The 24,330-nt window shown below is 66.6% G+C and carries 26 protein-coding genes; 9 read left to right on the top strand and 17 right to left on the bottom strand.

Annotated elements, in window-relative coordinates; all coding sequences use genetic code 11:
* Positions 1-303: 303 nt before the first annotated feature.
* Positions 304-1,341 carry an SIS domain-containing protein gene (locus DPM12_RS02735; RefSeq protein WP_112257103.1) on the bottom strand — a complete coding sequence of 346 codons (1,038 nt, stop codon included), beginning with the start codon at positions 1,339-1,341 and terminating at the stop codon, positions 304-306.
* A 197-nt stretch (positions 1,342-1,538) separates the two neighbouring features.
* On the opposite strand from DPM12_RS02735, the gene DPM12_RS02730 reads away from it, so the two are divergent.
* The 4 genes from DPM12_RS02730 to DPM12_RS02715 all read left to right on the top strand — a co-directional run bounded on the left by DPM12_RS02730 (position 1,539) and on the right by DPM12_RS02715 (position 4,764).
* Positions 1,539-2,216, top strand: coding sequence for a GntR family transcriptional regulator (locus tag DPM12_RS02730; protein ID WP_112257102.1), 678 nt, complete (start codon positions 1,539-1,541; stop codon positions 2,214-2,216).
* An 88-nt stretch (positions 2,217-2,304) separates the two neighbouring features.
* On the top strand, positions 2,305-3,342 hold the full coding sequence (locus tag DPM12_RS02725) for a hypothetical protein (protein WP_123788325.1): 1,038 nt from the start codon (positions 2,305-2,307) through the stop codon (positions 3,340-3,342).
* 103 nt (positions 3,343-3,445) lie between these two features.
* Positions 3,446-3,853: a phage holin family protein gene (locus tag DPM12_RS02720; RefSeq protein ID WP_112256751.1), complete on the top strand. Its 408-nt coding sequence runs from the start codon at positions 3,446-3,448 to the stop codon at positions 3,851-3,853.
* Positions 3,854-3,864: 11 nt separating this feature from the next.
* Positions 3,865-4,764 (top strand): alpha/beta fold hydrolase, encoded by a 900-nt coding sequence (locus tag DPM12_RS02715; RefSeq protein WP_112257101.1) that lies wholly within the window; start codon positions 3,865-3,867, stop codon positions 4,762-4,764.
* Here DPM12_RS02715 and mnhG read toward each other — a convergent pair.
* The 9 genes from mnhG to nth all read right to left on the bottom strand — a co-directional run bounded on the left by mnhG (position 4,761) and on the right by nth (position 13,154).
* A complete protein-coding gene (mnhG, locus tag DPM12_RS02710) occupies positions 4,761-5,111 on the bottom strand; it encodes a monovalent cation/H(+) antiporter subunit G (RefSeq protein WP_211658290.1) in 351 nt (116 codons plus the stop codon). The two genes, DPM12_RS02715 and mnhG, sit on opposite strands and share 4 nt — an antisense overlap.
* Entirely contained in the window at positions 5,108-5,365 is a 258-nt protein-coding gene (locus DPM12_RS02705) for an MrpF/PhaF family protein (RefSeq protein ID WP_112256750.1), read from the bottom strand. Before DPM12_RS02705 ends, mnhG begins: the two co-directional genes overlap by 4 nt.
* On the bottom strand, positions 5,362-5,736 hold the full coding sequence (locus tag DPM12_RS02700) for a Na+/H+ antiporter subunit E (protein ID WP_123788326.1): 375 nt from the start codon (positions 5,734-5,736) through the stop codon (positions 5,362-5,364). The genes DPM12_RS02705 and DPM12_RS02700 overlap by 4 nt, the downstream gene beginning before the upstream one ends.
* Positions 5,737-5,741: 5 nt before the next feature.
* Complete coding sequence (locus DPM12_RS02695) at positions 5,742-7,253, bottom strand: monovalent cation/H+ antiporter subunit D family protein (RefSeq protein ID WP_211658288.1); 1,512 nt, start codon at positions 7,251-7,253, stop codon at positions 5,742-5,744.
* Positions 7,250-7,564 (bottom strand): sodium:proton antiporter, encoded by a 315-nt coding sequence (locus tag DPM12_RS02690; protein WP_112256747.1) that lies wholly within the window; start codon positions 7,562-7,564, stop codon positions 7,250-7,252. The genes DPM12_RS02695 and DPM12_RS02690 overlap by 4 nt, the downstream gene beginning before the upstream one ends.
* A gap of 1 nt (position 7,565) precedes the next feature.
* Positions 7,566-10,349, bottom strand: a complete 2,784-nt coding sequence (mbhE, locus tag DPM12_RS02685) for a hydrogen gas-evolving membrane-bound hydrogenase subunit E (RefSeq protein ID WP_112256746.1) — start codon at positions 10,347-10,349, stop codon at positions 7,566-7,568.
* Between the two features lie 240 nt (positions 10,350-10,589).
* On the bottom strand, positions 10,590-11,783 hold the full coding sequence (locus tag DPM12_RS02680) for a MarP family serine protease (RefSeq protein WP_112256745.1): 1,194 nt from the start codon (positions 11,781-11,783) through the stop codon (positions 10,590-10,592).
* Between the two features lie 46 nt (positions 11,784-11,829).
* Positions 11,830-12,420 (bottom strand): NUDIX hydrolase, encoded by a 591-nt coding sequence (locus DPM12_RS02675; protein ID WP_211658286.1) that lies wholly within the window; start codon positions 12,418-12,420, stop codon positions 11,830-11,832.
* Between the two features lie 23 nt (positions 12,421-12,443).
* Positions 12,444-13,154: an endonuclease III gene (gene nth, locus DPM12_RS02670; RefSeq protein WP_211658284.1), complete on the bottom strand. Its 711-nt coding sequence runs from the start codon at positions 13,152-13,154 to the stop codon at positions 12,444-12,446.
* 253 nt (positions 13,155-13,407) lie between these two features.
* On the opposite strand from nth, the gene DPM12_RS02665 reads away from it, so the two are divergent.
* A complete protein-coding gene (locus DPM12_RS02665; RefSeq protein ID WP_281269618.1) occupies positions 13,408-14,085 on the top strand; it encodes a Crp/Fnr family transcriptional regulator in 678 nt (225 codons plus the stop codon).
* A 25-nt stretch (positions 14,086-14,110) separates the two neighbouring features.
* Here the strand turns inward: DPM12_RS02665 and DPM12_RS02660 are convergent, their stop codons facing one another.
* From DPM12_RS02660 to DPM12_RS02640, 5 genes are read right to left on the bottom strand one after another with little or no spacing between them, the layout of a single operon-like run.
* The gene (locus DPM12_RS02660; protein ID WP_112257097.1) at positions 14,111-14,914 is read right to left on the bottom strand and encodes an MBL fold metallo-hydrolase; all 804 of its coding nucleotides are present in this window, start codon (positions 14,912-14,914) and stop codon (positions 14,111-14,113) included.
* A 2-nt stretch (positions 14,915-14,916) separates the two neighbouring features.
* A complete protein-coding gene (locus DPM12_RS02655) occupies positions 14,917-15,693 on the bottom strand; it encodes an NUDIX hydrolase (protein WP_211658281.1) in 777 nt (258 codons plus the stop codon).
* Positions 15,690-16,175: a RidA family protein gene (locus tag DPM12_RS02650; RefSeq protein ID WP_112256743.1), complete on the bottom strand. Its 486-nt coding sequence runs from the start codon at positions 16,173-16,175 to the stop codon at positions 15,690-15,692. Before DPM12_RS02650 ends, DPM12_RS02655 begins: the two co-directional genes overlap by 4 nt.
* Positions 16,176-16,190: 15 nt before the next feature.
* Positions 16,191-16,349 (bottom strand): Sp36 family protein, encoded by a 159-nt coding sequence (gene sp36, locus DPM12_RS02645; RefSeq protein ID WP_112256742.1) that lies wholly within the window; start codon positions 16,347-16,349, stop codon positions 16,191-16,193.
* A 56-nt stretch (positions 16,350-16,405) separates the two neighbouring features.
* A complete protein-coding gene (locus DPM12_RS02640) occupies positions 16,406-16,876 on the bottom strand; it encodes an Lrp/AsnC family transcriptional regulator (protein WP_112256741.1) in 471 nt (156 codons plus the stop codon).
* 253 nt (positions 16,877-17,129) lie between these two features.
* Between DPM12_RS02640 and DPM12_RS02635 the strand changes: the two genes are divergently transcribed.
* Together DPM12_RS02635 and DPM12_RS02630 are read left to right on the top strand one after the other, a co-directional pair.
* Entirely contained in the window at positions 17,130-18,233 is a 1,104-nt protein-coding gene (locus tag DPM12_RS02635; RefSeq protein WP_112257095.1) for a thiamine pyrophosphate-dependent enzyme, read from the top strand.
* Positions 18,234-18,245: 12 nt separating this feature from the next.
* Complete coding sequence (locus DPM12_RS02630) at positions 18,246-19,238, top strand: alpha-ketoacid dehydrogenase subunit beta (protein ID WP_112256740.1); 993 nt, start codon at positions 18,246-18,248, stop codon at positions 19,236-19,238.
* 19 nt (positions 19,239-19,257) lie between these two features.
* Here the strand turns inward: DPM12_RS02630 and DPM12_RS02625 are convergent, their stop codons facing one another.
* Complete coding sequence (locus tag DPM12_RS02625) at positions 19,258-20,847, bottom strand: cation:proton antiporter family protein (RefSeq protein WP_112256739.1); 1,590 nt, start codon at positions 20,845-20,847, stop codon at positions 19,258-19,260.
* A 113-nt stretch (positions 20,848-20,960) separates the two neighbouring features.
* Positions 20,961-21,518 (bottom strand): GbsR/MarR family transcriptional regulator, encoded by a 558-nt coding sequence (locus tag DPM12_RS02620; RefSeq protein ID WP_211658277.1) that lies wholly within the window; start codon positions 21,516-21,518, stop codon positions 20,961-20,963.
* Positions 21,519-21,652: 134 nt separating this feature from the next.
* Here DPM12_RS02620 and DPM12_RS02615 point away from each other — a divergent pair, with 134 nt between their 5' ends.
* The gene (locus DPM12_RS02615) at positions 21,653-22,597 is read left to right on the top strand and encodes an ABC transporter ATP-binding protein (protein WP_112256738.1); all 945 of its coding nucleotides are present in this window, start codon (positions 21,653-21,655) and stop codon (positions 22,595-22,597) included.
* Complete coding sequence (locus DPM12_RS02610) at positions 22,594-24,246, top strand: ABC transporter permease (protein WP_112256737.1); 1,653 nt, start codon at positions 22,594-22,596, stop codon at positions 24,244-24,246. The genes DPM12_RS02615 and DPM12_RS02610 overlap by 4 nt, the downstream gene beginning before the upstream one ends.
* Positions 24,247-24,330: the final 84 nt, after the last annotated feature.

Raw genomic sequence — 24,330 nt, 5'->3', positions numbered from 1 at the left:
CCCCGTGCCCGTGCCCGTGCGCGCTGGAGCCCCGTGCGGTGCCCGCTGGAGCCCCGTGCCCGTGCCCGTGCGCGCTGGAGCCCCGTGCGGTGCGCGCTGGAGCCCCGTGCGGTACCCGCGGGAGCCCCGTGCCGTGCACGCCCGTTACCCGTCGATTGGCGGTGGAAAGCGCTTGCTTACGTGGACTCAGCGTGCAAGGCATGGCACGACGGCGAGCCCCATGGGTCAGAGCGTCAGGTGGTTTTCCCGGGCCGTAACACGTCTGCAGCCGTGTTATCGCCCGAGAAAACGTACCAAACATGATCATTCTGACGGGTCGGTTTGGGTGACTTTGGACAGCCCGCGGGGCTCGTCTGGATCCAGCCCGAGCTTGCGGGCGAGCGTCTCGACCATAAGCTGTGCGGGCACGATGAGAGCCAGCGGCGCGATCGGTTCGGAAAGTTCGGGGCCGGGGACGGCTACGTCGACGGCCGACCCGAAGCCGGCATCGCCGCCAATGCCGACCACACCGGCGGCGCCGCGACGACGAAGGTCGTGCGCCAGTTCGGTCATTCCGGGGACCATCGGCCCGTCTGCCGCAGTGACGAGGAGGGCGACGTGATCCGCGTCGACCACGGCGATCGGTCCGTGCCGCAGATCGGCGTAGGAGAGCCCGCGGACCGGTCGCAGGCAGGTCTCCTCCAGCTTCAGGGCCGCTTCCAGCGCGGTGCCGAACGTCAGCCCGCGGCCACTGACGAGTGCCTCGTTCGTGGCGGCGAGCTGCGTGGCGGCGGCGTCGACGCCCGCGCGGGCCGTGATGAGGCGCTCGACCTCATCAGGCACCCGGTCGAGGTCCGCGTCGAGAGCGTCGGTACGTGCCGAGAGCCCTCCCGCCAGGATGGCCATGGCGGCGAGCTGGGCGGTGTAGGACTTCGTGGCAGGCACCGCGACCTCGGTACCCGCCTCCGTCACGAGCGCGAGGTCGGCAGCGTTGGCCAGCGAACTGGAGCCGTCGTTCGTCACCGCGACGGTGCGCGCGCCTCGTGTGGCGGCCCAGGCTTGCGTCTCGACGATCTCTTGCGTCTCACCTGACTGCGAGACCGACACGACGAGCACACCGGAGAGATCGAGCTCGGCGGCGTAGTGGGTGGCGACGCTCGGTGCGGCCAGGCCACTGGGCCGGCCCGCGTGCACCTCCAGCAGGTAGCGACCGTACACGGCGGCGTTGTCCGATGAGCCACGAGCGACGAACAGGACGGCACGGGTGTCGCCTGCCAGCCTGTTCAGGGCTGCGCGCTGCGGCCGGAGTGATTGCAGGGTGCGCGCGAGCGCCGCCGGCTGTTCGGCGATCTCGCGGGCCATCGTGGTGTCGGTCACGCAGCTCTCCTCACGAATGATCCTGAGTACGGTGCTGAACCCGAATCACATCTTGACATCAGTTGGGTGCGACACCATCGTGTGGGGCACGATATTCCCCGGTTGGAATTACCCTTTCGTCAGTGAACGTCGTCAACGGCCCGGTGCCCAAACACCGCCAATTGCGAGAGATCCTCCTCGCAATGGTCGAGGGTGAGCTGGTACCGGACGCACCCATCCCCTCGGAACGCGAGATCGTCCAGCGCTTCGGTGTCAGCCGGGCCACGGTGCGGGAGGCTGTCGGTCGGCTGGTCGCAGAAGGGCGGCTCTACCGGGTACGGGGCAAGGGAACGTTCGTTTCCGCTCCCAAGGTCGAATCGCAGATGCACCTGTCCTCGTTCACCGAGGACATGCGCCGCCGGGGGCACAAGCCGTCGACCGTCGTTCTCGGTGCGGATGAGACGGTGGCGCCGCCGCCTGCCCGTGCCGCGCTGGGGCTGGATGTGACCGATCGCGCGTTTCGGATCGAGCGGTTGCGCTCGGCGGACGGCGCGCCGATGGCGCACGAAGTGTCGTGGTTGCCGGCGTCTCCGCTACCTGGCTTGCTGGAACGGGACCTGACCAGCTCGGTCTACTCGATCCTCGCCCACGATTACGGGCGAGTGCTCGACTCCGCCGCGCAGACGGTATGGGCCGAGGGCGCCGATCCGCTGCGCGCGCGGCTGCTGCGCGTCCCGGCGGCAGCGCCGTTGCTGGTGTTCCGCAAGACCTCATACGCGTCCGGGCGACCACTGGAGCACGTCACCTCGTGGTATCGCGCGGATCGCTACCAGGTGCACATGACGCTGGACAGTACCTTGCAGGGCCATCGTGGGGGATGAGAAGGCGCGTCGTCGGGCGGCAGTTCCCGCATTTACCGGAAGTGTGCGGGGCGTGGGGAACGGTGGGTACGGCATCTAAGCTGGCGTCATGGGTTTGTTTCGACGAAGGATGAGCCGCGCCACTGACCCCCGTCCCGCTATCGCGGCCTTCTGGTCATGGTGGGGAGCTCATCGCCAGGAGATCGTCGAAGCACTCGAAGAGAACCGTACGGAGGCTGCCCTGCGCCTGGTCGAACCGGCGATCGCGGCTATCGACTCCCGGTTGAGCTGTGAATTCACGGCCAGCCGGGACAAGAAATTCGGTTTGCTCGTGACCAGCGCCGGTGTGCCCGAGCTGCGGGCGACAGCGGCGCGCTGGTGCCTGGCAGCTCCGGATGACGCCGACGTCGAGTTCATCTCCACGCGCTGGCGTCATCCCGAAACCCTGGAGTCGAGCGTGGTGAAGGTCGATGACTTCGACTTCGCCCTGAACGAGCTCGTTGCTGCCGCGCGGGTGGACACCAATTCGGGAAAGGTGCACGTTGCCGTGCACCATCCCTTGTTCACGCTGGTCGATCACGACCACCGGCTGCGCGTGGCGTTCCTGGGGCTTGACGCGGCGGTCGGCGAGATCGACGTCGAGCGGTGGATCGGCTCGGTGGAGGTCACGGTCGATTCGCCAGTCGACGCGATGCCGCTCGCGTCGTTGGGGAGTGTTGTCGACCAGCTCGGAGGCTCCGGCGGCGAATGGGCGGCGATGGAAGGGCGCAGCCCGAAGGGCCCGGTGTTCGCGATCGTGCGCCGCGCTGTGAGCCGATATACGCATCCGCTCGCGGACACGCACGTCGCGGTGGTGCTCGGATACGAGGACTCTGGCAACGGCATGCCCGCGGACCCGTCGATCACCCACGAGATCGAAGAGCTGGAAGGTCATATCGTGGATGCGTTCGGTGGCGAAGGGCCGCAGGTGGTGCACGTCGGACACATCACGGGTGGGAGCCAGGTGGTCGCCCACTTCTATGTGGACGGGCTCGAGATCGATCCCGACGTCGCCAAACCGGTATTGGAGAAATGGAGTCGGGGTAAGACGTCGATAGCACGGTCCTACGATCCCCGGTGGGAGCACGTCGCGCCGTTCATGGGTTGAGTGACCGCCTCGTCGGGCGAGTTGCATTCGTTATGGTCGCACGTGCTCTAGAGTCGCTTAGGGATCTAGAGATGTCGACGTAGAAGCAGGACAGGAGACTCGGATGACCACGAGGTCGACCCCCGACGATACCGAGCCGTCCACCGGACGGCTCGTCGTTGCGATCAAAGAGGATCTGTCCGGGCTGATCCGGGACGAGATCGATCTCGCCAAGGCAGAGCTTCGTGCGGATGTCCGGGCGGCGGGACTCGGTGCGGCTCTCATCGCGGTGGCGGGAGTGCTTTCGGTATTCGCATTGATCCTGCTGTCCATCGCCGTGGCCTATGGTCTGACCGGTTTGGGTCTGGCACCCGGATGGGCGTTTCTCATCGTCGCGGGCTTGTACCTGCTCGTGGCGCTCATCGCGGTGCTGGTGGCGAGGAGCAGGTTCGGAGCCATATCCGGGTCTAAGCGTTCCAAGAAGGCGGCGCAGCAGGCCGTCCAGGCGTTGCGTGCGACGTCACAGACGTGAACCGGGTGGAAATGCTCCACGATCAGGTGGAGGTCCCGGGCCCGTGGAGCCATCGGCGAATCGCGGCGAACGGGGCGCAGTTCCATGTCGCCGAGCTCGGTGACGGTCCGCTGATTCTCCTGCTGCACGGGTTCCCGGAGTTCTGGTGGGCATGGCGGCACCAGCTGCCCCGACTCGCCGAGGCGGGATGGCGAGCCGTCGCGATGGACCTGCGTGGATTCGGTGGAAGCGACAAACCGCCACGGGGATATGACCCGGCAACGTTCGCCGCCGACGTCACGGGTGTGATTCGCTCGATCGGCGAGCGCCAGGCCATCTTGGTCGGACACGGATGGGGTGCGTACGGCGCATGGATGGCTGCTGCGTTTCGACCGGCACACGTGCGTGCGCTGGTGACGTTGTCGATGCCACACCCGCTCGTCCTCCGGCGCCATTTCCTACGAGGAGGAGTGTTTCGATCCGGCACCCTGCTCGGCGCGCAGATTCCCGTGGTTCCGGAGCGACGACTGGTGTCCGACGACGGCGCCTTCGTCGAGCAGTTCCTGCGGCGTTGGGCGGCGCCGCAGAGTGACTTTCCGGACGAGGACGCCTGTGCCCGGTATCGCGCTGCCATGCGGATCTGGCCCGCGCCGCATTGCGCCCTCGAATATCAACGATGGGCGGTACGGTCCCTGTTTCGCGCGGACGGCCGGCGGTTCGCCAAGCGCCTGGAGGAGCCCATCGCGATGCCGGTGTTGCAGGTCCACGGCGCTCAGGATCGAAACATGGAGCCACGGCTCGCGGCGGCGTCACGCTCGCAGGTGGCCGATAGCCATACATGGGTCCAGCTCGAAGATGCCGGGCACTTCCCGCATGAGGAAACGCCGGAGCTCGTCAACGATGCTCTGGTGGAGTGGCTCGGACAGCACTAGGGCTCGCGGCTGGTGGCCCGGATGGCATCGTCGAGCTCGTCGTATTGCGTCTGAGGCGCGAGCGGGCTCCCCGCGCGGTACGCGGCACGCCCCAGAGCGAATCCGCCGACGGGTGCGGTGAAGAACTGCAGGAACGCTGCAAGACCGACGACGAAGAACGATTTCCAGGACGGTTCGAGGCAGAAGGCGCCACCGAGCACGAGGACGACGCCGAGTGTGGCCGCTTTGGTCACGGCGCTGAGCCGGGAATAGACGTCGGCCAACCGGACCAGGCCGATGGCTGCCATGACGATGAAGAAGACGCCGACGGTGATCAGCGTCCCGCCGAGGATGTCCAGCACGTTCACCGGTCCCTCCGATCGACGAGTCGAGCCAGTACCACGGTGCCGAGGAATCCGATCAGCGTGGCGATCAGCACGATGTCGAAGAACATCGGCTGGTCGTTCCGCACGGCCAGGAGAGCGGTGGCGGCCACGAACAGGTAGAACGCGAAATCACCCGCGGTGGCGCGATCGGCGTCGGTCGGTCCCACGAAGATCCGCCAGATGACCGGCAGGTATGTCACGGCGATGACGACCAGGGCGAGATCGACGGGGTTCACGACGCACCTCCCGGCCGGTTGTGCGTTCGTACCGCGGAGAGCATGCGGCGCTCGAACACGTGGAGCGTGTGCCGGAACTCATCGGCGCTGCCGACGTACATCCCGTGCACGTAGAGCATGGATTGGTCCTCGTTGATCGTGAGCGAGAGCGTGCCGGGCGTCAAGGAGATCAGGTTGGCCATGAGGGTCATCTCGGCCGGGGTCGTGCTCTGCATGGAAATGGCGACGATTCCGGGGCTCAGCCGGCTCCGGGGCGTGATGACGTCCCAGGCCACTTGGAGGCTTGCCACCAGGAGCTCGTAGGCGAAGAAGGCGCCGAAGCCGACGAGGCGCACCACCCTGAGGAGCTCGGCTCCGATCCGGCTCAGCATGCGTATCACCGTCCCGTCAACGCCTCGACGTAGGTGCTCGAATCGACCAGACCGTGCGCGGCCGTCTCCGCGAGCGACAGCAAGAACTCCCCGCCCAGTCCCAGAGAGGTCGTGACGAGGGCGAGGACGATCCCTGGAACGATCAATGGTGTGGCAATCCGGACCTGGCTGGCCGTGGTGACCGCGACGGTTCCGCCTCCGCTGCTGACCACCCGTTCGGAACGGTCGCTGGATTCGTGGCCCCAGAAGGCAGCATTCCAGATCTTGAGCATGTACAGGAGCGTGATGAGGCTGACCGCCACGGCGACACCGGCCGCGATGTATTGCTGCTCGTCCATGGCCGCGCGGACCACGGTGAATTTGGCGACGAAGCCGGAGAACGGCGGTATGCCCGCGAGTGACAGGGCGGCGATCAGGAAGGCGGCTCCGAGCAAGGGTTCTCGCCGGGCGATGCCCCCGAGGCGGTTGATCTGGCCCGTTCCATGGTGGGTTTCGACGGCTCCGGCGCTCAGGAACAGGCTCGCCTTGACGATCATTTCGTGCAGGAGGTAGAAGATGGCGGCTGCCAGGCCAGTCACCCCGAAGAAGCCGAGCCCGACGGCGATGTATCCCGCCTGGCTGACCGTCGAGTAGACGAGGATGGAACGCATCGTCGTCTGCCCGAGCGCGCCGAACGCGCCGATGACCATCGTGGCGATGCACACCACGAGAACGACCGTTTGGACCGACTCCGCTCCGTCGAAGTAGACGCTGACGATCCGGAACAGACCGTAGATGCCGATCTTGGTGAGTAGTCCGGAGAACAGCGCGGTGATCGCGGGAGAGGTGTAGGGGTAGGTCCGCGGCAGCCAGCCGTGCAGCGGCACCAGCGCTCCCTTGAGCGCGAGCGCGATGAGTACGACGCTGCCGGCGAAAGCCGCGATACCGCTCGCGCTCCCGGCGCCGGCCAGTTCACCGAGCTGAACACTGCCGTTGACCGCGTATACGAGTGCGACACCGCCGAGCAGGATCGAGGAACCGAACAGGTTCACCATCAGATAGATCCGGCCGGCGGCCAGCTGGGCTTTCTGCGCCGACTTCGTGATCAGCACGTAGCTGGGGATCAGCGCGACTTCGATCATCACGAAGAAGTTGAACAGGTCCGCCGTCACCACCGCGCCGAAGACGCCGCCAGACATGACGAGAACTAGCGGAATCACGGACGGATCGCGCTCGTCGCCGGTGGCGATGAGAAAGGCCGAACACAGGAGGATCAGCATCGCCATCACCAGGAGCACGAGGGCGCTGAAGGTGTCGGCAGCGAACGGGATAGCGATACCCGGAACCCAGCCCGCGACCTGCTCGGTGACGACGTCGCCGTCCCGGGTCTCGGCGACCAGCGATATCGCGAAGACCAGCACCGCGGCCGGCACGGCTAGGAGCAGGGCTCGCTGCAACCATGCCGAACGACGAGTCAACGGCGCCACTCCCGCACCGAGCAGCGGCAGGGCGAAGACGAAGGGCAGGAGGTTGTTCACGATTCCGACTCCTCGTCCGGGGCGTCGTCCGCGCCGGCCCGGGCCAGCCCGAACAAGTAGACCGTGACGCCAAAGGTGATGACGATGGCGGTGAGCGCGAATGCCTGCGGTAGCGGGTCCGCGGCGTCGTCGGGATGTGACGTGCCGATGAACGATACGGCCCGAAAACCCATGCCGCCCGCGGCGACGAGCAGGCTGTTCAATGCATGGCCGATCAGGACGAAACCGAGCGTAACCCGGATCAGGCCCGGCTGGAGGACGAGGTACACGCCTCCGGCCACGAGGAGTCCGACGACGAGGGCTGCCGTCATCTCAGCTTCCCCCCTGTCCGTTCCGTGCGAGTTCTGGCTCCCTGGCGGGGAGTTCCCCGGTGGTGCCCCGGCCGAGCCGGTCGAAGGCCGACACGGCCATGCCGAGCACGATGAGGAAGACGCCGAGATCGAAGGAGAGCGACGACGTCATCGATATCTCGGCCCCGCCAATGCCGAGGTGGCCGTGGAGCGGGCGGAGGAACGAGCCGTCGGCGAGTCCTCCTATGCCGGTGAGGACAGCCAGTGCGAGACCCCCGTAGATGAGGTACGGCGCGCGCAGCCGGGGTGGATGATCCAGGCCATGCGGAAGCTGGAGCACGGCCACCGCCACGCCGGCGACGAGCGCGGCGATGAACCCGCCGCCTGGCTCGTAGTGTCCCCGGAACAACAGGTAGGCCGAGATCGCCACGGTCATCGGGACGAGGACGCGGGCTGCGAACCGGGGGATGACCATGTTGCCCAGCCGGTCGGGTGGCGCCGTGGCGGAATCGGCGGGAAGGATGTTCGGCTCTGCCGTGCCGCGCAACAAGGCCATGAGCCCGATGCCGGCGATGGCGAGCACGGTTACCTCGCCGAGCGTGTCCAGGCCACGGAAGTCAACCAGGACCGTGTTGACCACGTTGCTGCCGCCGCTGTCCTTCTTGGCGTTGTGTATCAGGTAGTCGGCGGCGGCCGAGCGATCCCGCCGCCCGGCGAGGAGGAAGGTGGCGGCCGCGGCCACGGTTCCGGCGGCCACGGCGATGGCCGCCGTGAGAATAGCCCGGGGCCGGCGTATCCGCCGGAAGGTTGGTGGCAGGCGCCGGAGCACGAGCACCGCCACGACCACCGTGAGGATCTCGACGAGCAGCTGGGTCAGTGCCAGGTCGGGGGCTCCTGCCAGGAGGAACCAGAAGCCGACCAGGAATCCGACGGCGCCGAGCAGCACGATGGCGGTGATACGCGTGGTGGTGAGGCACAGCGCGAGGATGGCGATCGCCAGCAAGGCCACGACGGCCCAGTCGTGCGGGCGCGTTGTGGAGAGCGGCGGTTCGGCGACGTCCGGGCGCATCGCGATTCCGGTGGCACCGAGGACCAGAAGGGCCGCCAGCGGCCAGGCGATATGGGCCCCGATCGCGTGCGAGCGCGCCGGAAGCCCGATCCAGCTGCCGAGCTGGATACTGCCTGAGACGGTGTGGTTGAAGGCGTCGGCCCCGGTGAGCGGAACTCGGTGCCGATGCAATGCTCGATCGACCGGGTAGCGGCCGAAGAACAGGGCCATGCCGGTGATGATCGTCAGGGCGGACAGCACCAGCGGCGAACCGAAACCGTGCCAGAGGCTGAGTTTCGCGTGCGACTCGGTCAACATCGTGTCCTCGACCGTCCGGCTGATCAACGGATCGAGGACACCCACCGTGAGTCCCAGCACGAGCCCGAGAGCTGCCGGTATCGCCGCCGGGAGCAGGAACGTCATGCTGGGCTCGTACAGTTTGCGCTGCGTCGTGGGCCCGGCGAACGCCCCGTAGAAGATGCGGAATCCGTAGGCGAACGTGAGCCCCGCGCCGGCCACGGTGGCCAGGGCCGCGAGCCATCCGGTCCACGCGGGTCCCGGTGTCTCCAGGAGCGCGGAGTAGGCCTCCTCCTTGCTGATGAACCCGATGAACGGCGGGATGCCGGCCATGGACGTCGCGGCCAGGCCGGTGAGCGTGGCAGTCACCGGCATCACCCGGCGCAGCCCGCCGAGCTCGCGGATGTCGCGGCTGCCGGCCTCGCGGTCGATGATGCCGGCGAGCATGAACAAGGTCGCCTTGAACATCGCGTGTGCGAAGGTGTGTAGCGCCGCCGCGGCGAGCGCGCCGGGGGTTCCCACACCGATCAACGCGATGATGAAGCCGAGCTGGCTGACGGTGGAGTAGGCCAGCAGCGATTTCAGATCGTGCTGCTTCAGGGCGAACGCCGCGCCCACGATCATCGTGGTCAGCCCGATGACCATGAGGACGACGGTCCACATGGTCATGTGAGCGAACGTGGGCGAGAACCTCATCAACAGGTAGATTCCGCCCTTGACCAGGGTCGCGGCGTGCAGGTAGGCGCTGACCGGTGTGATGGCCACCATCGCGTCGGGCAACCAGAAGTGAAACGGTAGCTGGGCCGATTTGGTGATCGCGGCGATGATCAACAGCACGGCGATCGCAGGCGCGAGCGGCGATTCGATGACGACGGACGGATCGGCCATGATGACCGACATGTTGGTGGTGCCCGCGGAGATGCTCAGCAGGACCGCAGCGGCTAGCAGCGCCAATCCGCCGCCCGCGGTCACGACGAGGGCCCGTGCAGCAGGCTGCACGGCGGTGCGTCCGGCCCCTCCGATCAGCAGGAACGACGCCAGTGTCGTGAGCTCCCAGAAGACGAAGAGCAGCACGAGATCGCGGGCCAGCACGAGGCCGAGCATCGACATCGCGAACAGCGTGAGGAGCATGTAGAGACGCTGGTGCTGCTCACTGGTGCCCAGATAGCGAGGGCAATATGCCAAGATCAGAGCGCCGACACCCAGTACCAGGGAGGCGAACAGCAGCGAGAGACCGTCGAGATGAAGGTGGAAGCTCACCCCGATGCTGGGCATCCACTCCCAGTTCAGGGACACCGTGCCGCCGTCGAGCACGTCCGGAGCGCGGGTAGCCAGCAATGCGCCGATGAGAAGGAAGGCCACAGCAAGCGGGTAACCGGCGTTGCGACCCAAACGGGAGGCGATTGCCGGAGCGGCAACCGCCGTCACGACGAGGGCCAGGAGTACTACGGCCAGGATCATGGACTACGCTCAGCTATCGTCACCTCGGCCACCAGGCCGTACCTCCATGGTCGATGTGTCCCCGCTACTGCGGTCGTTCGTCACGCTATCGCAGTACAGAATGACAACGGGCGCCAGTTGGCCTGACGCCCGCGTGTCGCGTAATTGTGAGTGTGATTCTACATGGGTCGTTTTCGTGCGGAGATGCCTGTCTGATGCCTGCCTTGGGTGCCCGGTACGGAGTGGCGCCGACGATTCGCGTCAGGTGCAACTGCCGGTGGGCACGGGATCGGTGGCATCGGCGGCGGACTCGGCCATCGGCCGCACTTCGGTATCGGACAGGGCATAACCGGTGCTCGGGTCGGTCAGCGACGCCGCGAAGATCGTCCCGTAAACCGTTCCGTCGGTGGAGACGAGCGGACCCCCGGAATTGCCGGGACGGACCTCGCCCCGCAATCCGAGGACGTCGCGGGTGACCGAACCGTCGCCGTAGATGTCCCGGCCGACGAGCTCGTGCTGGCCCCGGACCCGAACCGGTGTGGCGGTGAGCGGCCCGCTGCCTGGATACCCGACGACGACTGCGTCCACGCCCGTTCCCGGCGCGCCGTCGGCAAGATCCAACGGCTCGTGGGGAAGATCCGGTACGGCCAGGACAGCGAGATCGATGTCGGAATCGAAGTCGACGACGCGCGCCGCCAGGGGATCGCCATCGGCGAATGTCACGACCGGTTCGTTGACACCGGCGACGACGTGGGCGTTGGTCATGACCCGTTCCGGCGCCACGACGAAGCCGCTGCCGCTGAGCACGCGGGAACATTCGGGCGCCCGGCCGGTGATGTGCACCACGCTCTCCGCCGCTTTCTGGATATCTGGATCGCGGTGCAGGTTGCCGTCCGGAGCCTCCACCTCACCGATTGGCTCGGGTACCCATGGCGCGACGACCTCGGGAAACCCTTCCGCGATCACGACGTCCTGGAAGGCATCACGCAAATTGTCCGGTGAGACGGGTACCGCGTCGTCGACGGTGCGCAGGATGGCGGATTCCCGGATGCCCTGGGAGGCATACGGAATGGCAGCAGTGGAGAGCGCCAGTCCGAGTGCCCAGGCCGCCAGCAGCAGGCCGATGATGCCGAGCGCGGCACCCCCGGCAGCGTCGACGTGCCGTGCCGGTTGGGAGGAAACCTTCGATCGGACCCACCCGCCGGTCCACGCGAGCACGCCTTGCCCGATCGATGCGACGGCGAGGACCAGCAGGGCCGCGAGTATGGACACGCCGAGCCCGGGTTCCAGACTTCCCAGCAGAACCGGTACGAGCAGCAGGCCCGCGACCGCTCCGCCGACGAAACCGGCGAACGACAGCAGCCCGACGACGAAGCCGTGCACCCAGCCGGTGTAGCCCACCACGATGGCCAGCGCGATGATGATGAAGTCCACCGCGTTCAACCCGAAGATCACAGGTCAGCGCTCCCTTCCCACCGGGCCCAGCCGAGACACCCGCTATTCATGTTCGGATACGTGTACGGTCCCATGGTCGTTCCATCCCGGCGACCTGGAACAGGCGCGCCAGAACGCCCGCGGTGAAACCCCATATCCACAGGTCACCGATCCGGAAGGCGGGGCCGACCGTGCCGCTGGGATGCCGGAATTGCAGCCGGTTGACCGGATCGAGGAGATCGTCGAGCGGGACACGGTGTACGGACGCTACCTCCTGGGGATCGGCGACGCTTACGGGGGACGGTTCGCGCCACCACGCAAGAACGGGCGTTACCGCATAGTTCGTCACGGGGATCCAGAGTGTCGGTAATGTGGTCACGACGTCTACCCCGTGGATGTCCAGGCCGGTCTCCTCGGCGCCCTCGCGTAGTGCCGCGGCGACCGGGCCGTCGTCGTCCGGGTCGATCACGCCACCGGGAAACGAGACCTGGCCGGCGTGCCGGCGGAGGTGGTGTGCGCGTTCGGTCAAGAGCACGTCCGGCCGGCCATCCCGCTCGCCGAAGAGGAGCAAGACGGCCGACGGCCGGGCCGAGCCGTCGGCGGGCGGCAGGAATCCGGAGAATGTCGCCGCAGAGGTGTTCGAGACGGCATCGACCATGTGACTCATCCACGCCGGGAGAGTCATCGGCGTGGCCCATCACGCACGAGTTTGGCTGCCGCCGTCGGATCGGTCGGCCCCTCACCATAGGCGGGACATAGCCTCTCCAGGGGACAGGCGCCACAGGCGGGGCGGCGGGCGTGGCAGCGCCGCCGGCCGTGCCAGATGATCCGATGCGACAGCATCGTCCATTCCTGTTTGGGGAACAGGGCGGCGACATCGGCTTCGATCTGGTTCGCGTCGGTGCTCTGCGTCCACTGCCAGCGGCGAACGAGCCGGCTGAAATGGGTGTCGACGGTGAGCCCGGGAACGTCGAAGGCATTGCCGAGGATGACATTGGCGGTCTTGCGGCCCACGCCCGGCAGGGTGACGAGCTCCTCCATGGTGCGGGGCACCTCGCCGTCGAAGCGCTCCGTGAGTGCTTCTGCCATGTTGATGATCGACTTGGTTTTGGCCCGGAAGAACCCGGTCGGCTGGATGATGTCCTCGACCCGTACGGGGTCCGCCGCGGCCAGCGCCGGAGCGTCCGGATAGGCTGAGAACAGTGTCGGAGTTACGGAGTTCACCCGGGTATCGGTGGTCTGTGCCGACAGAACGGTGGCGACGAGCAGCTGAAACGGTGTGCTGAAGTCCAGCTCGCAGTGTGCGTCCGGATAGAGCGTGGCGAGTTCCCGGTTGATCTTGCGGGCCCGGCGCACGAGCGCCCGGTGCGACTCAGTATTGGCGGAGGACACACGCTTACCTTATGTTCTGCGGCCGACAGGTCGAAAGCCGAGAGGTCGCCGTCCTGGTGGCTGGCACGCAGTGACGGTTGCGACGTCAACGGCGAGCACGGGTTGGGAAGCGCGAGACCGAATAATGCGCCATCATGGTGTCCGGGCACAATAGTTGTCGGTAGAACGTGAGACGGAACACTCGGCGGCGCGTGATCGAGTAGTTCGGTACGGGTGGACGAACACGACCAAGTTGACGAGAAGGAGCCAGGTAGTGGTTGATGATGCGCTACGCAGCGCACCGCTGTTCCGTGAACTGAACGATGAGGCGGCCGCCGCATTGCGGGCCTCGATGGTCGAGGTGCATCTCGACCGTGGCGAGGTGGTGTTCCGCGAAGGCGACGACGGCGACCGCGTGTACGTCGTGACCGCTGGCAAGATCAAGCTTGGTCGTACTGCGCAAGACGGGCGGGAGAATCTCCTCGCGCTGCTGGGACCGGGTCAGATGTTCGGGGAACTGTCCCTGTTCGATCCGGGACCCCGATCGGCGACGGCCACGGCAGTGACGGAAACGAGCCTGCTCGGCCTGGGACACTCCGACCTTGTCCCCTTGCTCACCGGACGTCCAGAGGTGGCGCGCGGCTTGTTGTTGCAGCTTGCCTCCCGGCTGCGCCGGTCCAATGACACCCTCGCGGATCTGGTCTTCTCCGATGTTCCGGGACGCGTCGCCAAGCAGCTCCTCGATCTGTCCACGCGTTTCGGCGTCCCTTCCGAGGAGGGCGTGCGAGTGGTGCACGATCTCACTCAGGAGGAGCTGGCCCAGTTGGTCGGCGCGTCCCGAGAGACGGTCAACAAGGCACTCGCCGACTTCGTGGCGCGCGGCTGGCTGCGTCTCGAACAGCGTTCGGTGGTCCTGCTCGATGTCGAGCGGATGCGCCGCCGGGCTCGCTGAGCAGCAGTCTCGGCGCCAGTGGGCTTCATTCCCCCGCCGCATTCGTGGGCTTCTCCGCCCCAGTGAGGTAATCGAGGGCGGCGGCGACCGTGCGCTCCGCTGCTGGCCACACGGAACGATCCACATCGGAGTAGACGATCTCCACCACCTCGCGAGCAGACGTTGCGCCGCTAGCGAGTGCCGCGCGTACCTCGTCGAGCCGTGCGTGCCGGTGGGCGATGTACTGCTCGATCACGCCGACGGCGTCGGCCCGGACCGGTCCGTGGGCGGGCAGCAGCATCCAGTCACCGCTGAGCCGGTCGCGAAGCCTGGCCAGCGAGTCGAGGTAGGCACCGAGCTGGCCGTCGGGGTGTGCGACGACGCTCGTGCCACGCCCGAGGATGGTGTCGCCGCAGAGCAACCCGCGCCAGGAACCACGGCGGACCTCCAGGCAGATGGAATCTGCCGTGTGCCCGGGGGTGTGGAGGACGCGTAGGTCGAGGTCGGGTATCGCGATCTGCTCGTCGTCGCTCACGGGCTCGGTGTCGATGCACAGGTCCGGGTCCAGGGCGGTGACCGGCGCACCGGTGTGCTGGTGAAAGCGTTGCGCACTCTCGGTGTGATCGGGGTGATGGTGGGTGAGAACCGTCAGTGCCACCGCACCCAGCGACGCGACGGCCCGCAGGTGATCCTCGATCAGCGGGCCAGGATCGATGACGACGTTGCCCGCGCTGGTGGACAGGACGTACGTGTTGGTGCCTTCGAGCGTCATCGGGCTCGGATTGTCGGCCCGGATCAGATGGCACCAGCCCGGCAGGCCCTCGGCACCCCCACTCGCCCCCTGTCCCATGATCATGAACGATTACCCCCGCTCTCAGGACGAGGATCGTTCATGATCATGGGGTGATGGGTCGTGGCGGCGTGGTCGTCGCCCGGGTAGCGGGGGTCGTCGGGGAGCAGGGCGATGACGGCGTCGCCGTCGTCGAGCCATCCCGGCATGACTGCCGCGATCTCCCGCTGCGTCGCGTGGATGTCCGTGGCGCTGGACAACCCCGCGAGCTCTTCGAGAACCACCCGGGTGGGCGGAAGCATGTCCCACTCACCCGCGTCAGCACGCCGCAATGCCTCGTGGGCCGTCACCCACATCGCCGCTTCCGCCTCCCCGGAGACGTCTTGAGGCTCCTGCCCGCGTGGAAGCTCGGCCGCGAAGAACCAGGTGTCGAAACGCCGGCGTTCGAATCGCGGGGTGATCCAGTGTGCCCAGGGCACCAGATCGTCCGGCTGTAACGCGACGCCGGTCTCCTCCCGGGTCTCGCGCAGCGCGGCACCCACGAATCCGCGGGCGGCATCCTCGCCCGTCCCCAGCCGGCGTGCCCAGGTGGCCGCGTCGATGTCCCGGTGTCCGGCCGTGTCAGCGGCATCGACACTGCCGCCGGGGAACGCGACCATGCCACCGGCGAACGCCATGCCGTGCACCCGCTGCTGGACGTAGACCTCGAGTCCGGCATGCGCATCGCGCACGAGCACGACCGTCGACGCCGGCCGCGGCTCCACGGGTGGGAGCCGGCCGGCGACGAACGCCCGTGCCCGCTCCGCGGAGGAGGGAGGCAGCTTCCTGGCGGACGTCACCGGACCTCGGCGATCAACTCGATTTCCACGGGAGCGTCGAGGGGTAACACTGCGACACCCACCGCGCTGCGGGCATGTTGGCCGGCCGCTCCGAAGACCTGGCCGACCAGTTCACTGGCTCCGTTGATCACCTGCGGTTGCGCCGTGAACCCTGGCGCCGAGGCGACGAAGCCGACGATCTTCACCACGCGCGCCACCGCGGACAGGTCACCTACCTGGGCGTGCACCGCAGCGAGTGCGTTGAGCAGGCACTGCTGGGCGCATTCGTACGCCTCTTCGGGACTGACCTCGGCGCCCACCTTTCCCGTGCGGACCAGCTCCCCGTCTCGGAGGGGAAGCTGGCCCGCGGTGTAGACATACGGACCGGTACGGACAGCCGGCACGTAGGCGGCGACCGGCGCCGCCACCGAAGGGAGCGTGAGACCGAGCTCCTCCAGCCGCTGTTCCGGACTCGCTGCCGAACTGGTCGTCTCACCGTTCACGTGCTACTCCCGGGGTCACTCGGTCTTTTCTCGCTTGAAGTACGCGACGAGATTCTCGGGATTGTCGCCCGGCACGACCTGGACGAGCTCCCATCCGTCTTCGCCCCACGTGTCGAGGATCTGCTTGGTCGCATGGATCAGAATCGGTGCGGTTGCGTATTCCCACTTCGTCATAGCGCGAGCCTACTGGCGCGCCCTACGGATCGTCTCGCCGCCCGGCGCACTCGGGGTCAGCGAGATTCGTCGTCCCACATAGCGCCCGCGCCGTCGTGTTCGTCGAAGATCAACCAGGTGCGTGTACTGCGCACTCCGGGAACCTCGTGGAGCCTTTCGAGGACGACGTGGCGCAACTCGGCATTGTTCGGCGCTCGCACCAGGGTGAGGACGTCGAAATCACCCCCGACCAATGCGTAGTGCTCGATGTACGGGACCGTACTCAGTGCCGCGGCCACCTCCCGCCACGTGTTCTGCTGGATGGACAGCAAGACGTAGGCGCTGGTGCCCAGGCCGGCACGCTCGGCATCGATCATCGCGGCGAATCCGGTAATCACTCCATCGGACAGCAGCCGGTTGACCCGTGCATAAGCGTTCGCGCGAGACACGTGGACGCGTTCGGCAAGCGTCCGGATGGACATCCGCCCGTCACGCTGCAGTTCGGCCAGTATCGAGTGGTCGATGTCGTCGAGTTTGCTCGGAGACATTTGGCCCGTTCGCCACGTGTGACGTGCCTCACCACGAGATTTTCGGTCAGCCATGACCAATCTCCTCGGCCGTTTGTCAGCGATTTGCCGCGAATGTAGAGAAGTCCATCCCATCGAGCGCACGATTTGAAGTCAAGAGCGGAGATCGAGGATCTTTCGTGATCTCTCGGGGATTCTCCACGGGAAATCCGGAATCACGAGATCATTCGTCGATCGGCTCATCCGTCGATGCATTTCGAGGGTGGTGAGCGTCATGCGCACGTCGGCCGATCATCATGAGACGTCGACGACACGTCTGCTGCCGTCACCGGTACCGGTGCGGTTCCTCGACGAGGACGGGCGTCTCGGGCCGGAGGACGAGCGGGGTGGCTTCGCGATACCGACCGATGAGGCCCTGCTGGAGACCTATCGCTGGATGGCCATCGGGCGCAGGTTCGACACCGAAGCGTCGGCCCTCGCACGACAAGGCCGGCTGGCCGTGTATCCGTCGTCGCGCGGGCAGGAAGCCTGTCAGGTTGGTGGTGTTTTGGCCCTCGGCAGCGAGGACTGGTTGTTCCCCACCTACCGGGACACCGTCTCGCTCGTCGTGCGCGGGATCGATCCGGTCGAGTCGCTGTCGCTCCTGCGGGGCGAGTGGCACTGCGGATACGACCCCGTGGCATCACGTGTGGCGCCCCAGTGCACGCCACTGGCCACACATCTGCCCCACGCCGTGGGCGTCGCGTGGGCTGCCCGACGGCGCGGCGAGGACGTGGTGGCCATGGCATTCGTCGGTGACGGTGGAACGAGCGAAGGTGACTTTCACGAAGCCTTGAACTTCGCGGCGGTGTTCGGGGTTCCCGTGGTGTTCCTCGTGCAGAACAACCGGTGGGCTATCTCGGTACCCCTGGAGATCCAGACGCATGCGCCGTCGCTGGCGTCGAAGGGCGTCGGTTACGGCGTGCGCGGTGAATGGGTCGACGGCAACGACGCAGTAGCGGTCACGGCAATGCTTGCGGACGCCGTCCGGTATGCGCGGGCCGAGCGAGCTCCGGTGCTGGTGGAGGCGTTGACATATCGGATGGCCGCGCACACGAACGCCGACGACGACCGGCGATACCGGGAGGCGAGTGAGGTCGACGTGTGGCAGCGGCGCGATCCGGTGTCGCGGCTGGAGTCGTATCTGGTGAACACCGGTGCATTGGTGCAAGACGACATTGACGCGGTGGCCAAAGAAAGCGAGTCCCTGGCCGAGCGGATCCGTGACGGGCTCGCGGGCGATGTGCGTGAAGGGGCCGACGACGTGTTTGCGCACGTGTACGCCCACCCACCCGAGCGGTTGATGCGTCAGCGTGCCGACGTGCTGGCGGCCGAATAAGGGGTGAGTCGCATGGTGACGATGGTGCAGGCGCTGAATCGGGCGCTGGGTGACGCGATGCGTGCGGATCCCTCCGTGGTGGTGTTCGGCGAGGACGTGGGAACGCTGGGTGGCGTCTTCCGCGTCACAGACGGGCTGACGAAGGAATTCGGTCCGGATCGATGCTTCGACACCCCGCTTGCCGAAAGCGGCATCGTCGGCGTGGCCGTGGGCATGGCGATGCAGGGGTTGCGGCCGGTGGTGGAGATGCAATTCGACGCCTTCGCCTACCCCGCTTTCGAGCAGGTCGCGTCACACGTCGCGAAATTGCGTAACCGCACGCGAGGTGCGGTGCAAACACCGATCGTGATCCGCGTCCCCTACGGGGGCGGTATCGGCGGTGTGGAACACCACAGCGATTCCTCGGAAGGGTTGTACGCCCAGGTGCCGGGGTTGAAAGTCAGCACGCCGGCAACCGTGTCCGACGCCTACGTGTTGCTGCGTGAGGCGATCGCCGATCCCGATCCCGTGGTCTTCTTCGAGCCGAAACGGTTGTACTGGAGTACCGCCGAGATCGACCTTCCAGCCAGTGCGCCAGGTTCGGGCCGGGCAGAGATCCGGCGGCCCGGATCCGACGTCACGCTGATGACCTACGGGCCGAGCGTGCCGCTGGCGCTCGAAGCCGCCGACGCCGCGACGGCGGAACTCGGCCTCGACGTGGAAGTTCTCGACCTTCGCACGCTCGTTCCCCTGGACGAGGCGAGCATCATCGACTCGATCAGCCGGACGGGTCGTGGCGTCGTGGTCACCGAAGCTCCCAGCTTCGCCGGACCGGCGGCCGAGATCGCCGCGCTGGCGCACGAGCACTGTTTCTACTCCCTGGCCGCGCCGATTCGCAGGGTCACCGGGCTCGACATTCCATATCCCCCTCCGGCATACGAACATCACTATCTCCCGAGCGTGGAGCGAATCCTCGATACGCTCCTGGACCTCGAGTGGGAGGAGCCATTCACCCGGGCCGCGTGATCGTCAACCGGTGGCGCACCTATGCCGGTTCGTTCGGCGGCAGGCCGGCGACGTCCGCGGCGCTGTCGGCGAGGGCGAGACCCGCTTCGTCGTAGAGGTGAAACACCGCGTCGGCGCCACGGCGGGTGAGTAGATCCATCTCCTCCATGTGCTTGACCACCGCCGCGATGTGCCCGGTGAACGCCCGATCGTGGAGCTGCTCCAGCGCGAAGACGTTGCCCGAGTGATGCGGCATCGCCAGGAGCACGAGGTCGATCGTGTCCGAGAGCAGGACCTTGTCCCAGAAGTCGGTGTCGACGGCGTCACCTTCCACCACGGTGTACCCGAGGGACCTGAGCTCGGCAACCTTGTCCGGATCGGTGTCGATCCCCAGAACCGGCAGGCCATAGTGCGTCGACAGGCGGTCGTAGGCGCCGCGGCCGACCCGGCCCATGCCGAGCACGATGGCCCGCGCGTCGCCGAGCTCGATGGGCCGATCGTCCGGATGTAGCTGATCGGCACTCCGCTGGGGAAGCCGCTTGCGGACACGTTCGTAGATGCTGCCGCTCGTCGTGTTCAACACCGCTGCCGCGACGAAGCTGAGGGCCACGGTCAGCGACAGCACGATGAGCCATTCGTCGTCGAGCCAGCCGTTGCTGGCGGCGATCACCGCGACGATCAGACCGAACTCGGAATAGTTGCTCAGGCTGAGTGCGGCCAGGGTCGATGTCCGATGGCGGAGCCGGAAGCCGGAGAAGAGCAGCAGGAAGAGGAGGCCCTTGAGTGGAACGAGGACGACCAGGATGACCGCGAGGGCAGCGATTTCCCACGTGGGGAGCGCGGTGAGGCCGACCGAGACGAAGAAGCCGACGAGGAAGAGCTCCTTCATGTTGAACATCGCCTTGGACAGGCCGTTCGCTGCCGGATGAGGCGCAAGGAGCATCCCGACGATCAGGGCGCCCAGGTCGCCTTTGATCCCGACTTGCTCGAACAGGGCATAGCCGAGGACAAGGGCCAGCACGGCACCGTAGAGGATCTGCATCTCGCCATAGCCCACGCGAGGCAGCAAGGCACGCAGGAAGGGGGCGGCGGGGATCAGCAGGAGGAGCGCGAGTGCCCACGGGCTGGGAAGTTCGCCGGTGGAGGTGGTGAGGAAGACCACGGCGAAGATGTCTTGCATGATGAGGACGCCGATGGCTGTCCGGCCGTAGAGGGAGCGGCTCTCACTGCGTTCTTCGAGGACCTTCACGGCGAAGACGGTGCTGGAGAACGACAGTGCGAACGCGAGAACGGTGAGGTTATGCCAGCCGGCGCCGTGCAGCACGGAGAACCCGGCGAGCTTGAGCGCGGTGAGTATGCCGACGAACAGCGCTGTGGACGTGACCATGTGCAGCGATGCGGTTCCCCACACCTCACCACGGATCAGCGTCCGGACGTTGAGTTTGAGGCCGATGGTGAACAGCAGCAGGGTGACGCCGAGATCGGCAATGGTGTCCAGCGCCGGGATAGCGTCGTAGCCCATCACGTTGAGCGCGAACCCGGCGGCGAGGAACCCGACCAGCGGGGGTAACCGTACTGCCATGGCGAGGAGACCGCCGAGGAACGGCATCAGGATGTAGGCGGGTTCCACGAGATAGCAACTCCCTGTGGCGTTGTCTGCCGCGTCATCCTATCGATCGAACCGGTGCTCCTGGTGGTGCACGTGGCTGGCGCTGGATGGTGACGTGGTCCGAACCGGTACGCTCACAGTCCGCCGGCCTCGCCCCGCTTCTCCATCAGCCACCTGCTCCGATGTTCCTTCCATCGGTCCAGGAACTGGGCCTGATCCTGCTTGACGAACCGGAAGAACTCCAGGGTCTCCTCCAGCCGCCGACCCCCCGGGGTGTCGCGGCCGAGATTCTCGACGCCGTCGACCAGGACTTCCTCGTATCGATCGAATACGGGCTGCCGTTGCATCATGATCGCTGCCCAGATGTCGTCGTCGTAGACGCGGTAGTGATCGACTCTGGCTCCGGGGGCACGCTCCCTGGCGAGGAGGCCGGATTGGACGAGCGGGCGTACGGCCCCGGAGATGGCCGCTGGACTGACTCGAAGGCCCTCGGCCAGATCGCGCGCCGTGTAGCTCTCGGAGTCGTCGGCCAGGACGTAGGCGAAGACGCGCGCTGCCATGCGGTTCAGCCCTACCTCGGTGAGAACGAGGGCGAAACGTTCCACGAACCTCAGGACGGCATCGCTGTCGGCGCCATCCGATGCGTTCTCTAGCGCGGTGTCGGCTCGCTGGTCATCTGGCGACGACGACAACCCCGAACCCCCAATGCTGAAGCGATCTCATCACATTCGTACGGCGACGACCGTTTTCGCCATTGTCTCAGGAAGCGAGAATAACATGGTTCATATCTTTCATGAAATTGTGAATAGAGTGTACATTGATCGGCATGACTACAGCGATCGATGTGACTGGCCTGGTCAAGACCTTCGGCCAGACGCGCGCTCTCAACGGGTTGAACCTGCACGTGGAGACCGGTGAAGTACACGGTTTCCTCGGACCCAACGGCGCTGGCAAGTCGACCACTATCCGGGTGCTGCTGGGCTTGCTCCGATCAGACTCCGGCCGGGCCGTCGTGCTCGATGGCGATCCCTGGACCGACGCCGTGGCGCTGCACAAGCGGCTGGCGTACGTGCCAGGGGATGTCGAGCTGTGGCCGAACCTCACCGGTGGCGAAGCCATCGACCTGTTAGGCAGGCTTCGGGGTGGGCTCAACGAGGCTCGCCGCGAAGAACTCATCGAGCGGTTCGCGCTGGACCCATCCAAGAAGGGGCGTACCTACTCGAAGGGCAACCGCCAGAAGGTCGCAATCATCTCCGCGCTCGCCTCCGATGTCGAGCTGCTGATCCTGGACGAGCCCACCGCCGGCCTCGACCCCCTCATGGAGACCGTCTTTCAGGACTTCATCCGGCAGGCGAAAGCCGAGGGCCGGACCGTGCTGCTGTCCAGCCACATCCTGGCCCAGGTCGAGAAACTGTGTGACAAGATCAGCATCATCCGCCAGGGCGAGGTCGTGCAGTCCGGCACGCTCACCGAAATGCGTCACCTCACCCGGACGACGGTCGAGGTCGAGACCGCCGAGCCTGCGTCGGGGCTAGAGGAGCTGCCCGGCATTCACGACCTGGAGGCGCAGAACGGCCGGCTGCGGTTCGCCGTCGACGGCGAGCACCTCGACGGTGTCGTGCGCCAGCTCACCCGGTTCGGCATCCGGGCACTCACCAGTCACCCGCCGACGCTGGAGGAACTCATGCTGCGGCACTACGGAGACGAACTCCAGAGCAACGGCAGTGGCCGGCATGCCGCATCTCGTGGGAAAGCGGGAGAGACGACATGACGACGAGCACGGCAGTATCTCGTGGTGCGGAGCAAGGGACGCCGGACCGGCAGAACACGCTGGCCGGAACCGGGATGCTCGTCCGGTTCATGCTGCGCAGGGACCGGATCCGGATCCCGGTGTGGATGGCCGTGATCGTCCTGCTGACCCTCTCGGTCAACGGCAGCTGGGAAGAGACGTACGGCACTGCCGGCGAGCTTCGGGAGATCGCCCAGACTCTGGACAGCCCCGCGATGATCGCCATGGCGGGGGTCAACTACGCGGGCGTCGAAGCCACGACGTACGGCGCGTTGATGGGCCAGCAGATGTTCTGGTCCACGCTTATCGCCGTAGGGATCATGAGTATCCTGCTGCTGGTCCGGCACACGCGCGCCGAAGAGGAAGCCAACCGGGCCGAGCTCGTGCGGGCGAACGTTGTCGGCCGGCACGCCTATCTGACCGCGGCGCTCACCGTCGTCGGCATTGCCAACCTCGGGATCGGCCTGCTCATGGCTGTCGGGCTCGGGGCCATGGGCGTTCCCACGATCGACTGGCCGGGCTCGTGGCTGTACGGCGCGGGGCACGTCGTCGTCGGCATGGCGTTCGCGGCTGTCGCGGCCGTTACGGTCCAGATCACGGAGTATTCGCGCGGGGCCGCGGGAATGGCGTTCGGCGTCCTCGGTGCCGCGTATGCCCTGCGTGCCATGGGCGACGTGGGCGAGAACGTGCTGAACTGGTTCTCGCCGCTCGGCTGGGCACAGGAGACCCGGGTCTACGTCGAGGATCGCTGGTGGCCGCTATTGTTCGTCGTCGTGGCTGTGGTGCTCGCCGGTGTCGCCTACCACCTGTCCACCCGGCGTGATGTCGGTTCAGGGCTGCGGGCGAGCCGCGCGGGTACGCCGGTGGCCTCGCGTGCCCTGGTCACCCCGATCGGCTTTGCCATGCGCTTGCACCGGGGACTCATGATCGGATTCGGTGTGGCCGTCGCATTGCTGGGGCTCGCGTACGGTTCGGTCCTGGGTAGTGCGGAACAGCTCGTGGAGGACCTCGACGCGTATCAGGACATGCTGGAGGGCATGGCCGGCTCGGCCATCGAGGCATTCGGCGCCACGATACTGACCATCATGGCGCTGATCGCGTCGATCTACGTGGTGCTCGCCATGCAACGTCCACGTGGTGAAGAAACGAGTGGACGTGCCGAGCCGGTCCTGTCCACGGCGGCGTCCCGGACCCGCTGGCTCGGCAGTCACGTTGCGGTGGCCATCGGCGGCAGCGTCGTCATGCTCCTGGCGATCGCCGTGGCCTTCGGTGCCGCGGGTGCGGCATCGGTCGGTGAAGGCGAGCTGTTCGGTCGCCTCGCCACAGGTGCGCTCGCCTACGTGCCCGCACTCTGGCTGACGATCGGAGTCGCCGTCGCATTGCTGGGCTGGCTGCCTCGCGCGGTGGTATTGACATGGGTCATTCCCGTCTACGGCATCATCGTGATCTACCTGGGCGGGCTGTTCCAGTTCCCGGACTGGTTGAACAACCTGTCGCCGTTTGGTCACGTCCCGCAGATGCCGTCGGATGACTTCAGGCTGACGCCGTTGCTGATCCTGACGGCGGTGGCCGCCGTCTTGATCGCGCTGGGTCTGTACGGATTCCGGCAGCGAGACCTGGACGTCAAATAACACCACCCACTACCCATGATCATGAACACAAATCGGCCACATAGGCCGATAGGTGTTCATGATCATGGGAGGGGTGGGTCGCTC

This window comes from Phytoactinopolyspora halophila (assembly GCF_003287285.1).
Classification (GTDB): Bacteria; Actinomycetota; Actinomycetes; order Jiangellales; family Jiangellaceae; genus Phytoactinopolyspora_A; species Phytoactinopolyspora_A halophila.
The sequence above is the reverse complement of the archived record's forward strand: the minus strand, read 5'-3'. Positions and strand labels throughout refer to the sequence as shown.

Bases quoted from the DNA above. Each gene is read 5' to 3' on its own strand.
- DPM12_RS02735 (WP_112257103.1), bottom strand. From the start codon at position 1,341: ATGGCCCGCGAGATCGCCGAACAGCCGGCGGCGCTCGCGCGCACCCTG.
- DPM12_RS02730 (WP_112257102.1), top strand. From the start codon at position 1,539: ATGGTCGAGGGTGAGCTGGTACCGGACGCACCCATCCCCTCGGAACGC.
- DPM12_RS02725 (WP_123788325.1), top strand. From the start codon at position 2,305: ATGGGTTTGTTTCGACGAAGGATGAGCCGCGCCACTGACCCCCGTCCC.
- DPM12_RS02720 (WP_112256751.1), top strand. From the start codon at position 3,446: ATGACCACGAGGTCGACCCCCGACGATACCGAGCCGTCCACCGGACGG.
- DPM12_RS02715 (WP_112257101.1), top strand. From the start codon at position 3,865: ATGCTCCACGATCAGGTGGAGGTCCCGGGCCCGTGGAGCCATCGGCGA.
- DPM12_RS02700 (WP_123788326.1), bottom strand. From the start codon at position 5,736: ATGCTGAGCCGGATCGGAGCCGAGCTCCTCAGGGTGGTGCGCCTCGTC.
- DPM12_RS02690 (WP_112256747.1), bottom strand. From the start codon at position 7,564: ATGACGGCAGCCCTCGTCGTCGGACTCCTCGTGGCCGGAGGCGTGTAC.
- mbhE (WP_112256746.1), bottom strand. From the start codon at position 10,349: ATGATCCTGGCCGTAGTACTCCTGGCCCTCGTCGTGACGGCGGTTGCC.
- DPM12_RS02675 (WP_211658286.1), bottom strand. From the start codon at position 12,420: ATGGTCGATGCCGTCTCGAACACCTCTGCGGCGACATTCTCCGGATTC.
- DPM12_RS02660 (WP_112257097.1), bottom strand. From the start codon at position 14,914: ATGGGACAGGGGGCGAGTGGGGGTGCCGAGGGCCTGCCGGGCTGGTGC.
- sp36 (WP_112256742.1), bottom strand. From the start codon at position 16,349: ATGACGAAGTGGGAATACGCAACCGCACCGATTCTGATCCATGCGACC.
- DPM12_RS02640 (WP_112256741.1), bottom strand. From the start codon at position 16,876: ATGTCTCCGAGCAAACTCGACGACATCGACCACTCGATACTGGCCGAA.
- DPM12_RS02635 (WP_112257095.1), top strand. From the start codon at position 17,130: ATGCGCACGTCGGCCGATCATCATGAGACGTCGACGACACGTCTGCTG.
- DPM12_RS02630 (WP_112256740.1), top strand. From the start codon at position 18,246: ATGGTGACGATGGTGCAGGCGCTGAATCGGGCGCTGGGTGACGCGATG.
- DPM12_RS02615 (WP_112256738.1), top strand. From the start codon at position 21,653: ATGACTACAGCGATCGATGTGACTGGCCTGGTCAAGACCTTCGGCCAG.
- DPM12_RS02610 (WP_112256737.1), top strand. From the start codon at position 22,594: ATGACGACGAGCACGGCAGTATCTCGTGGTGCGGAGCAAGGGACGCCG.